At 73.1% G+C, this 12,325-nt stretch carries 4 protein-coding genes; all 4 read left to right on the top strand.

Features of this window, described 5'->3' with window-relative positions; translation table 11 throughout:
• Nucleotides 1–434 precede the first annotated feature (434 nt).
• The 4 genes from ccrA to ACZ42A_RS38105 all read left to right on the top strand — a co-directional run bounded on the left by ccrA (nucleotide 435) and on the right by ACZ42A_RS38105 (nucleotide 12,272).
• Complete coding sequence (ccrA, locus tag ACZ42A_RS38090) at nucleotides 435–1,814, top strand: crotonyl-CoA carboxylase/reductase (RefSeq protein WP_468531959.1); 1,380 nt, start codon at nucleotides 435–437, stop codon at nucleotides 1,812–1,814.
• 1 nt (nucleotide 1,815) lies between these two features.
• On the top strand, nucleotides 1,816–2,814 hold the full coding sequence (locus ACZ42A_RS38095; protein ID WP_468531960.1) for a 3-oxoacyl-ACP synthase III family protein: 999 nt from the start codon (nucleotides 1,816–1,818) through the stop codon (nucleotides 2,812–2,814).
• Nucleotides 2,811–3,686: a 3-hydroxybutyryl-CoA dehydrogenase gene (locus ACZ42A_RS38100; RefSeq protein ID WP_468531961.1), complete on the top strand. Its 876-nt coding sequence runs from the start codon at nucleotides 2,811–2,813 to the stop codon at nucleotides 3,684–3,686. Before ACZ42A_RS38095 ends, ACZ42A_RS38100 begins: the two co-directional genes overlap by 4 nt.
• 141 nt (nucleotides 3,687–3,827) lie before the next feature.
• A complete protein-coding gene (locus ACZ42A_RS38105) occupies nucleotides 3,828–12,272 on the top strand; it encodes a type I polyketide synthase (protein ID WP_468531962.1) in 8,445 nt (2,814 codons plus the stop codon).
• Nucleotides 12,273–12,325: the final 53 nt, after the last annotated feature.

The raw sequence follows: 12,325 nt of genomic DNA on the forward strand, positions 1-12,325 counted from the left end.
GTCGCGAGGACGGCCAGCGCCTCCTCGCGGGTCGGCAGCTCGCGCCGAAGCCCCTTGTCCACCAGCGTGTTCAGCAGGTCCATGAGAGCCGATCCCACCTCGCGCGGCACCCACCGGGGACCCGGAACTCCGCGGATTAGGGGTGTGAGTGCCATCACAACGCGCCGTACGGCCGTGAGACCGGCGCATTCGTCCGCCGACCGGCGCCGCGCATTGCTCCCATGAATGAGAACCCCTAGCCGAGACGGGTCCCCCACCCTTATGGGGTCCCGCATAGGGGGCGGCTAAGGGTACGGGGCGGGACCTGTGAATGCGTAACGTGAACGGCGTCGCAGGAACCCTTCGCACACTGTGCTGTGCCCCCTCGACAGGTCTGATCCGAGTTGGCGGCTTCCATCCTGAAGCAGCCGTTTTCCCGACGGAAAGGGGTCGTCATGGATGCGTTGACCGAAGCTCTCCTCGCAGGGGTCGACGCGGAGAAAATCGAGACAATCGATCTTCCCGAGAGTTATCTGGCCGCGCATCTGCGGATCGACGACGTCAACATGTTCGACGGCGTTTCCGACAGGGACGTACGGAAGTCCCTGCACGTGGACCGAGTCCCCATGCCCGCCCTCGCCCCGGACGAAGTCGTGGTGGCCGTGATGGCGAGCTCGATCAACTACAACACGGTCTGGTCCGCGACGTTCCAGCCGGTCTCCACCTTCAATTTCCTGAAGCGCCTGGGCCGGGAGGGCGGCCACGCCGCACGGCACGACCTGCCCCACCACGTCCTGGGCTCCGACGCCTCCGGGGTCATCGTGCGGGTGGGTGCCGGCGTACGCCGCTGGCGGCCGGGTGACCATGTCGTCGTCAGCTGTGTGCAGGTGGACGACCAGGAGCCGGCCACCCACGCCGACGGCATGCTCGGCGCCGGCCAGCGCATCTGGGGCTACGAGACCAACTTCGGCGGACTCGCGCACTACGCCGTCGTACGGGCGAGCCAGCTGCTCGACAAGCCCGCCCATCTGACCTGGGAGGAGTCGGCGGGCGTCATGCTCACGGCCGCGACCTCCTACCGGATGCTGGTCAGCGACAACGGGGCCCGTATCAAGCAGGGCGACATCGTCCTCATCTGGGGAGCGACCGGCGGTCTCGGCGCATTCGCCGTACAACTGGTCAAGAATGCCGGGGGAATTCCCATCGGCGTGGTCAGCTCGGAAGAGAAGGCCGACATTCTGCGCCGCCTCGGCTGCGATGTCGTCATCAATCGCAATGAGATCGGTCTGGGGGGCGACGAGGCTCTCACACCGGACCGCACCATCGAATTGGGCAAGCGGCTCGGACGGGCCATCAGGGCGGCGGTCGGTGAGGATCCGCACGTCGTCTTCGACTTCATCGGACAGGCCACGTTCGGCATTTCCGTATTCGTCGTACGGCGCGGCGGAACCGTCGTCACCTGCGGTTCCAGCACGGGTTATCAGCACCAGTTCGACAACCGCTATCTCTGGATGAACCTCAAGCGGATCGTGGGCAGTCACGCCGCCAACCTCCAGGAGCAGTGGGAGTTGAACCGGCTGGTCCGGCTCGGCCGGGTGTCCCCCGTGCTGTCCGAGGTGTATCCGCTGGCCGACGTCGCCGAGGCCGCCCGGCTCGTCCAGCGCAACCGGCACATCGGCAAGGTCGGTGTCCTGTGCCTGGCTCCCGAGGAGGGCCTCGGTGTGACCGACCCCGAGCTGCGGGCCGCCCTCGGGTACGAGCGGCTGAACCCGCTGCGCGCCACGGGCCCGAACGGAACGTCCGACCATGCGAAGTCCCAGGAAAGGGCTGCGTGACGTGACAGAGCAACGCACCGGGATCGTAGGGACCGGGTCCTATCTGCCGAAGGAGGAAGTCGGCAACGAGGAGGTCGCCGCCCGCGTCGGCACCACGGCGGAATGGATCGAGCGCAAGACCCAGATCGTCTCGCGCCGCTACGCGGCACCGGACGAGGCCACCTCGGACCTCGCGGTCCAGGCCGCGAACCGGGCGCTGGACCAGGCCGGACTGACCGCGGACCGGGTCGACTACCTGATCGTGTCGACGTCGACCGGGGACTTTCCGCAGCCGCCCACGTCGTATCTGGTGCAGGACGCGCTGGGCGCGTTCGGGGCGGCGTGCTTCGACGTCAACGTCGTGTGCAGCGGCTTCGTCTACGCCATGGAGATCGCCCGGCGGCTGATCGACGGACGTCCGGACCGTCATGCGCTGGTCATCGGCGCCGATCTCTACTCGCGGATCCTCGACTTCGACGACCGGCGCACGGCCGTGCTGTTCGCCGACGGTGCCGGCGCCGCCGTCCTCGGCCCGGTGGACGCGCCGTACGGCATCATCGGCACCGATCTCATCAGCCGAGGCGACGCCCACGATCTGATCCGGGTGGAGGCGGGCGGCAGCAGGAACCCCACCTCGGAGACGACCCTCGCCGAGGGCGGCCACTACTTCCGGATGAACGGCCGCGGTGTACGCGACTTCGTCGGCGAGCACGTCCCGCCGGCCCTGACCGCGCTGGCCGGCCGGGTCGGCGTCGGCATGGAGCAGGTGGACCACTTCGTGCCGCACCAGGCCAACGGGGTCATGCTCGGCGAAGTCGTCGAGCTGGCCGGGCTGACCCGTGCGGTCACGCACCGGACGCTGCAGAAGTACGGCAACGTCGGCAGCGCGTCGGTGCCGGTCGCCCTCGACGAGGCGAACCGCTCGGGTGCGCTCTCCCCCGGCGACCTCGTGCTGCTCGCCGGGTTCGGGGGCGGGATGTCCATCGGGGCCTCCCTGGTCCGCTGGGGGGTGACGGCATGACCGGCACCGGTTCCGGCCCGGACATCGAGCGGGTGGGCGTGGTCGGCAGCGGCATCATGGGCGCCGGGATCGCGGAGCTGTGTGCGAAGGCGGGCTGCGACGTGCGGGTCGCGGTCTCCTCCGACCGCTCCCTGGAGACCGGCCCCGGCCGGATCGCCCGGTCGCTGGACCGGGCCCTGGGCAAGGGCAGGATCAGCCAGGAGCAGCGCGATTCGGCGCTGGGGCGGATCACGTTCACCCGCGACCTCGGCGAGTTGGGCGACCGCCAGCTGGTGGTCGAGGCGGTGAAGGAGGACGAGACGCTCAAGCTCGACCTGTTCGCCTCGCTCGACAAGATCGTTCAGGCGCCCGACGCGATCTTCGCCTCGAACACGTCGTCGCTGTCGATCGCGCGGCTCGCCCAGGCCACCAGCCGCCCTGAGCAGGTCATCGGGATTCACTTCTTCAACCCGGCCCCGGTGCTGCCCCTCGTGGAGATCGTCGACTCGATCCTGACGGATCCCCGCGTGAGCGCCCGGACCGAGGCCTTCGTGGCCCGGCTCGGCAAGACCGCCATCAAGGCGCCGGACCGCGCCGGGTTCGTGGTGAACGCCCTGCTGTTCCCCTACCTGCTGTCCGCCATCCGCATGGTCGACTCCGGCCTGGCGACCGCCGAGGTGGTCGACCAGGGCATGACCCTGGGCTGCTCGCACCCGCTGGGCCCGCTGCGCCTCGCCGACCTGATCGGCCTCGACACCACGGTGTCCATCGCCGAGTCCCTGTACGAGGAGTCCAAGGAGCCCTTGTACGCGCCGCCCGCCCTGCTGCTGCGCATGGTGGAGGCCGGGCTGCTGGGCAAGAAGTCGGGCCGCGGCTTCTACACGTACACGTAGCGCCTCCGCCGCCCCTCCCTCACGCGGGCGTGGTGCGAGCGGCCTCCCGGCCTCGCACTCCGCCCGCGCCATTTCACGCACGTCCGCGCGCCGCGGTCCGGCCCGCCGCGCGCTGTTGCCGCCGACAGGAGAGCGAAGAACATGGCCATCCGTCCCGGATCCGGTCGTCCCGAAGGGTACTCGGTACCGGACGACGCAATTGCTGTGGTGGGCCTCGCCTGCCGCTTCCCCGGCGCCCAGGACCCCGCCGCCTTCTGGCGGCTGCTGTCCGACGGCGAGAGCGCGGTCGGCCCGGTGCCCCCGGGCCGTCCAGGCCTGACCGCCGGTGCCGGCACGCGGCCGGCCGGATTCCTGGACCGGGTCGACGAGTTCGAGCCGGAGTTCTTCGGCGTCTCCCCGCGCGAGGCGACGGCCATGGACCCGCAGCAGCGCCTGGTCCTGGAACTGGGCTGGGAGTCCCTGGAGAACGCGGGCATCGTCCCGGGCACGCTGCGGGACACCCCCGTCGGCGTCTTCATCGGCGCGATCTGGGACGACTACGCCAAACTGGTCCAGCGGTACGGCGCCGACGGCGTCACCCACCACACCATCACCGGCACCAGCCGCGGCATCATCGCCAACCGGCTGTCCTTCGCCCTGGGCCTGCGCGGACCCAGCCTCGTGGTGGACACCGGACAGTCCTCGTCGCTGGTGGCCGTCCAGCTCGCCTGCGAGAGCCTGCGCAAGGGCGAGTCCACCGTGGCGCTGGCCGGCGGGGTCAGCCTCAACCTGGCCGCGGAGGGCTTCACCGTCGCGGAGCGGTTCGGCGCCCTGTCCCCGCAGGGACGGACGTACACCTTCGACGAGCGGGCCGACGGGTACGTACGCGGCGAGGGAGGCGGGATCGTCGTCCTCAAGACGCTCCGGCAGGCCCTCGCCGACGGGGACGACGTGTACTGCGTCATCCGCGGCGGTGCCGTCAACAACGACGGCGGCGGCGGCGCGCTCACCACGCCCCGCGGCGCCGCCCAGGAGGACGTGCTGCGCCAGGCCTGCGCGGCGGCCGGGATCGAGCCGTCCGAGGTGCGGTTCGTGGAGCTGCACGGCACGGGTACCCCGGTCGGCGACCCGGTCGAGGCGGCCGCCCTCGGCGCGGTCCTGGGCACGGGACGGGCCACGGACGATCCCCTGCTGGTCGGCTCGGTGAAGACCAACATCGGCCATCTGGAAGGCGCGGCGGGCATCGCGGGGCTCATCAAGGCGGCGCTGTGCCTGCGCTCCGGCACCCTCGTGCCGAGCCTCAACTTCGCCCAGGCCAATCCCGCCATCCCCCTCGACGACCTGCGCCTCGCCGTCGCCACCGGGACGACGAAGCTGCGCGACGACGGCGCCGAGCCCGTCCTGGCCGGAGTCAGCTCCTTCGGGATGGGCGGCACCAACTGCCACCTCGTGCTGTCCGACTGGCGGCCCTCGCCCGAGGCCGGATCCGCGCCGGCCGCCGCGGCCGGTCCGGTGCTCGCGCCGCTGTCCGCCCGGACCGGGCAGGCGCTCGCCGCCCAGGCCGACCGGCTGGCCCGGCATCTGGAGGACCGCCCGGAACTCACGCCGGCGGACGTGGCGTACTCCCTCGCCACCACGCGCACGCACTTCAGGCATCGCGCCGTCCTCCTCGTCGAGGACCGGTCCGCCCTGCTGGCCTCGCTGACCGCGCTGTCCGCCGGGGAGTCGGCGCCCGGCCTGGTGCGCGGGGTGGCGCGGGACGGTGGTCTCGCCTTCCTGTTCACCGGTCAGGGCAGCCAGCGCGCGGGCATGGGACGGGACCTGTACGAGGCGTTCCCCGTGTTCGCCGACGCGCTGGACGAGGTGTGCGGGCTGCTGGACCCGGAGCTCGAACGGCCGCTGCGGGACGTGATGTTCGCCGACGAGGACTCCGCCGACGGCGCTCTGCTGCACCGGACCCGCTACACCCAGCCCGCCCTCTTCGCGTACGAGGTCGCCCTCCACCGGCTCCTCGGACACTGGGGAGTCACCCCGTCCGTCGTCATGGGCCACTCCGTCGGCGAGCTGGCCGCCGCCCATGTCGCCGGCGTGCTGTCGCTGCCGGACGCCGCGACCCTGGTGGCCGCGCGCGGCAGGCTGATGGACGCGCTTCCGGCCGGCGGCGCCATGGTGTCGGTCCAGGCCTCGGAGGAGGAGCTGCGGGCCACCCTGGCGGGGCGGGAGGGCCAGGTCGCGGTGGCCGCGACCAACGGCCCGCTGTCGACGGTGATCGCGGGCGACGAGGACGCCGTCCTGGAGACCGCCCGGCACTGGGAGGAGCAGGGGCGCAGGACCAAGCGGCTGCGCGTCAGCCACGCCTTCCACTCACCGCACATGGACGCGATGCTGGACGCCTTCCGGGAGGCGGCGCGGCCGCTGACGTACCACGCGCCGCGCATCACGGTGGTGTCGAACCTGACGGGCCGGGCCGTGTCCGCCGAGGAGATCGGCACGGCGGAGTACTGGGTGCGCCACGCCCGGGAGGGCGTCCGCTTCCTCGACGGCATGCGCGCCGTGGAGGGGAGCGGTGTCCGTACCTACCTGGAGGTGGGCCCGGACGCCGTCCTCGCGGCGATGGGGCGCGACTGCCTCACCGAGGACGCGCGGTTGGTCACCTCCGCGCGCCGCTCGCGGGCCGAGGTGCCCGCACTGCTGTCGGCGGTGGCCGAGCTGCACGCGCACGGCGCACCGGTCGACTGGCGGCGCGCCGCCGGGCCCGGCTCGCGCGTCGAGCTGCCGACGTACGCGTTCCAGCGCGCGTCCTACTGGCTGTCGGCGCCGGACACCCCCGCCGAGCAGCCTGCCGCCCCCTCGGAGGTCCCGGAGGCCTCGGAGACCCGGGAAGCCCAGAAGGCCCCGGAGCCCCGGGAAGTCCAGGAGCCCGCGACGAGTCCCCTGGCCCGGCGGCTGTCCGGGCTGCCGCGGGCGGAGGCCGAACGGGCCGTCGCGGACCTGGTCCGGCGCGAGGTGGCCGCGGTGCTGGAGTACCCGTCCGCCGACTCCGTCGAGATGGACCTCACGTTCAAGGAGCTCGGCTTCGACTCGCTCACCGGCGTCGAGCTGCGCGACCGGCTCGGCATCGCCTCGGGGCTGCGCGTCCCGCCCACCCTGATCTTCGATCACCCCACCGGGGACGCCGTCGTCCGCTTCCTGCGTTCGGAGCTGCTCGGTGACCGGAACTCCCCGTCGGCTTCCGTCACCGCCCCGGGCGGATCCGCCGACGACCCGGTCGTCGTGGTCGGCATGAGCAGCAGGCTCCCGGGCGGGATCGGCTCGCCCGAGGAGCTGTGGGAGCTGGTGGCCGCCGGTGGCGAGGCCATCACCGACTTCCCGGCCGACCGCGGCTGGGACCTGGAGACCCTCTTCGACCCGGACGGGGAGCGGACCGGCACCTCCTACACCCGGCGCGGCGGATTCCTGCACGAGGCCGCCGAGTTCGACGCGGAGTTCTTCGGGATCTCGCCGCGCGAGGCCCTCGCCATGGACCCCCAGCAGCGGCTCCTTCTGGAGACCGCCTGGGAGGCCTTCGAGCGGGCCGGCATCGACCCGACGAGCCTGCGCGGCACCGAAACCGGTGTCTACGCGGGCACGTTCACCTTCCGCGACCAGGACGGGCCGAGCGGCGGGGCGGAGGGCCAGCGCATGACGGGGTCGGCGGCCAGCGTGTTGTCGGGCCGGGTGTCGTACACCTTCGGTCTTGAGGGACCGGCGGTCACCGTCGACACCGCCTGCTCCTCCTCGCTCGTCGCCCTCCACATGGCCGCCCAGGCCCTCCGCCAGGGCGAGTGCTCCCTCGCGCTCGCCGGCGGTGTCACCATCATGTCCACGCCCAGCACCTTCATCGAGTTCAGCAGGCAGAAGGGGCTGTCGGTCGACGGGCGGTGCAAGTCGTTCGGGGCGTCGGCGGACGGGACCGGCTGGTCGGAGGGCGCCGCGCTCCTCGTCCTGGAGCGACTCTCCGACGCCCGCCGCAACGGACACACCGTCCTCGCCGTCCTGCGCGGCAGCGCCATCAACCAGGACGGCGCCAGCAACGGCCTCACCGCCCCCAACGGACCCTCCCAGCAACGCGTCATACGGGCCGCCCTCAACAACGCCGGTCTCAGCCCCGCCGACATCGACGCCGTGGAAGCGCACGGCACCGGCACCCGCCTCGGCGACCCCATCGAAGCCCAGGCCCTCCTCGCCACCTACGGCCAGGCCCACACCGACGAACAACCCCTCTGGCTCGGCTCACTGAAATCCAACATCGGCCACACCCAAGCAGCCGCAGGCGCCGCAGGCGTCATCAAAATGATCCAGGCCATGCAGCACGGCGTCCTGCCCCGCACTCTGCACGCCGAGGAGCCGTCACCGTTCATCGACTGGGAGGCCGGGGCGGTCCGGCTGCTCAACGAAGCACAGCCCTGGCCCGAGACCGGCCGCCCCCGCCGCGCCGCCGTCTCCTCCTTCGGCATCAGCGGCACCAACGCCCACGTCATCCTCGAACAGGCTCCTCCCACCGAGGAATCCGAGGGGTCCACGCCGGACGCGCGGCCCGCTGGCATGCCCGTCCCCGTCCCGCTGTCCGCCCGCACCCCCGCCGCTCTGCGCGACCAGGCACGGCGGCTGATCGCCCACCTGGAGCGCGACCAGGACGTCGACCTGCCCGCGCTCGGGCTGTCGCTGGCCGTGCACCGGGCCGCGCTCGACCAGCGCGCGGTCATCGCGGCCGAGGACCGGGACGGGCTGCTCGCCGGCCTGGCGGCGCTGGCCGACGGCGGCTCGTCGAACCGTCTCCTGCAGGGCGAGGCGGCCACGGGCGACACGGCGTTCCTGTTCACCGGGCAGGGCAGCCAGCGCATCGGCATGGGCCGCGAGCTGTACGAGGCGTTCCCCGTCTTCGCCCAGGCCCTGGACGAGGTCTGCGAGCACCTGGACGCCCACCTCGGCCGCTCGCTGCGCGACCTGATGTTCGGCACGGGCGGCGACGCCGACTGGCAGGCCCAGCTGCTGGACCAGACGGTCCACACGCAGACCGCGCTGTTCGCGCTCGAGGTGGCGCTGTACCGGCTCGTCGTCCACCTGGGTGTCACCCCGCAGTTCGTGGCGGGGCACTCGATCGGCGAGCTGGCGGCCGCGCACGTCGCCGGAGTCCTGTCCCTGGAGGACGCCTGCACCCTGGTGGCCGCTCGCGGCCGGCTGATGCAGGCGCTGCCGCAGGACGGGGCGATGGTCTCCGTGCTCGCCACGGAGGAGCAGGTCGCCGAGCACCTCGCGGGTCGGGAGGGCGAGGTGGCGATCGCCGCCGTCAACGGGCCCGCCTCGACCGTGATCTCCGGCGATCTGCTGGCCACCCTGGACGTGGCCGGGAAGCTGGAGGAGCAGGGGTTCAAGACCCGCAGGCTGCGGGTCAGCCACGCCTTCCACTCGCCGCACATGGAGCCGATGCTGGAGGAGTTCGCGGCCGTCGCGCGCGGCCTGGAATTCCGTCCGGCGCGCATCCCGGTCGTCTCGAACGTCACGGGTGCGCTGGCCACGGAGGAGCAGCTCACCTCACCCGACTACTGGGTGCGGCACGTCCGCGAGGCCGTCCGCTTCCACGACGGCATCGCCACGCTGCACCGGCACGGCGTGACGACGTATCTCGAACTCGGCCCGGACGGTGTGCTGTCCGCCATGGGCCGGGCCTGTGTGCCGGAAACGACAGACGTGGAGCCGGAGTTCGTCACGGCTCTGCGCAAGGACCGTCCGGAACCCGTCGCCCTCGGCAGCGCGCTGGCGCAGCTGTGGGTGCGCGGAACCGCTCCGGACTGGCAGGCCGTGTTCGGCGGCCGGGCGGCGCGGCGGGTCGATCTGCCCACTTACCCGTTCCAGCACCAGCGCTACTGGCAGCCGAACACGGCCCAGGCCAAGGACGCCTCGGCGGTGGGCCTCGGCACGGTGGACCACCCGCTGATCGGCGCGGCGGTCCAGCGGGCCGACACCGAGGAACTGCTGTTCACCGGGCGACTCTCGCTCGCCTCCCAGCCCTGGATCGGGGACCACGTGGTGCTCGACCGGGTGCTGCTGCCCGGCACCGCGTTCGTGGAGCTGGCGCTGCGGGCGGGAGACGAGGCGCTGGCCGGCGTGCTGGAGGAGCTGACGCTGGAGGCTCCGCTCGTGCTCCCGGAGCGGGGCGGTGTGCGGTTCCAGGTGGTCGTCGGCGCTCCGGGCGAGTCCGGGCGGCGCGAGGTGACCCTGCACTCACGGCCGGAGGGCGACGACACCGAGCGGCCGTGGACCCGGCACGCGAGCGGCTGGCTGGCCGCCGAGGACGCGCGGCCCGGCCCGGACCTCACGTCCTGGCCGCCGCGCGACGCCGAGCCGGTGGACCTGACGAAGCGTTACCACGACCTGGCGGAGCAGGGATTCGACTACGGTCCCGCCTTCCGCGGGCTGCGTGCCGTGTGGCGGCGTGGCGACGAGGTGTTCGCCGAACTGCGCCTGCCCGACGACCAGGCCGAGGGCGCGTCCGCCTTCGGGCTCCATCCGGCGCTGCTCGACTCCGCGCTGCACGCCATCGAGCTGGGCGTTCTGCCGGGCACGGGCGAGCCGCGGCTGCCGTTCGCCTGGAGCGGTGTGCGCCTGTTCGCCACCGGGGCCACGGCGGCCCGGGTGCGGCTGGCGCCGGCCGGGAACGACGCGGTGACGATCGAGGTCACCGACGCCGCCGGCGCCCCGGTCGCCTCGGTCGAGGCGCTCGCCGTGCGGGCGGTCTCCCCGGAGCAGTTGAGCGCCGCGGAGGGCCGGGCCCATGAAGCGCTGTTCCGCGTGGAGTGGGTGCCGGCCGGGCCCGGCGCCGCTCCCGCCGCCACGACCGTCGTACGGCTGCGGGGCGGGGGGTCGGTGCACGACACGGTGCACGAGGCGCTCGCCCTGGCCCAGCGATGGCTGGCGGAGGACCGGCCCGCCGACGAGCGGCTGGTCGTCGTGACCGAGGGCGCGGTCGCCGTCACCGCCGACGAGGACGTACGCGACCTCCCGGCCGCGGCGGCCTGGGGACTGCTGCGCTCGGCGCAGACGGAGAACCCCGACCGGATCGTCCTGGTGGACGTCGAGGACATCGACGACGAGGCCGCGCTCACGGCGGCGCTGGCCGCCTCGGACGCCCAGCTCGCCGTACGCGGCGGCACGGCGCTGACCCCGCGGCTGGCGCGGGTCACCGTGACCGGGACCGAGGTCCCGTCCTTCGCGCCGGACGGCACGGTGCTGATCACCGGGGCCACCGGGGCGCTCGGCGGGCTGCTCGCCCGGCACCTCGTCACCGAGCACGGGGTACGGCATCTGCTGCTCGTCAGCCGACGCGGCCGCAGCGCGGGCGGGGCGGAGGAACTGGAGCGGGAGCTGACCGCGCTGGGCGCCGACGTCACCTTCGCCGCCTGCGACGTCGCCGACCGCGCCGCCGTGGACGCCCTGCTGGCGGACATACCGGCGGAGCACCCGCTCACCGGTGTCATCCACGCGGCCGGCGTCCTCGACGACGGCGTGTTCGCCACGCTGACGCCGGAGCGCGTCTCCGCCGTCCTGCGCCCCAAGGCGGACGCCGCCCGCAACCTGCACGAGGCGACCCGAGGGCTGGACCTGGACGTCTTCGCGCTCTTCTCCTCGATCCAGGGCCTGGTCGGCGGCGCCGGGCAGGCGAACTACGCGGCGGCCAACGTCTACCTGGACGCGCTCGCCCAGCATCGCCGGGCCCACGGCCTGCCGGCGGTCTCCCTGGCGTGGGGCCCGTGGGCAGAGGGCGGTATGGCGGCGGGCCTCGGCGAAGCCGATCGCAACCGTTTCGCCCGGCTCGGCATGGTCCCGATCGCACCGGAGCAGGGCATGCGCCTCTTCGACGCCGCCGTGGCCCTCGGCGCGGCGGGGGCCGTACCGCTGCCGGTGGACACCGCGGCCCTGCGGGCCCGGCAGGCGGAGCTGCCCGCACTGCTGCGCGGGCTGGTCCGGGTGCCGCCGCGCAAGGCCGCGGCGGGCGGACCGGCGGCCGAGGACGCGGGCGGGCCGTCCCTCGCGCAGCGGCTCGCCGGCCTGACGCCCGAGGAACAGGAGGAACAGCTCGTCGACCTGGTACGCGCCGAGGTCGCCCGGACCCTGGACTACGCGGGTTCCGACGCGGTGGACGCCCGCCGCGGGTTCAAGGAGATCGGCATCGACTCGCTGACCGCCGTGGAACTGCGCAACCGCCTCAACAAGGCCACCGGACTGCGCCTGCCCGCGACCCTGGTCTTCGACCACCCCACGCCCACGGCCGTCGCCCGCCTCCTGCTCGACGAACTGGCGCCCGCCGAAGGGCCGTCCGCCGGGCCGGCGGAGCCGCCCGCCGGTGCCCTGGGCGACCACGACATCCGCCGCATGCTCGCCACCCTGTCCATCGACCGGCTGCGCGGCTCCGGTCTGCTCGACCGGCTGCTCGACCTCACCGAGCCGGCCCCGGCCCCCGCGGCGGAGCAGCCCTCCGCTCCGTCGGCAGACGCCTCCGACCTCGACATCGACGCCCTCGACGTCGACGCCCTCGTCCGCATGGCTCGCGAGAGCCACGGCTCCTGAGTCCTGGAGAAGGAACAGCATGAACAACACCTCGTCCGAAGCGGTCGTGGCAG

This window comes from Streptomyces sp. NPDC030838 (assembly GCF_055572035.1).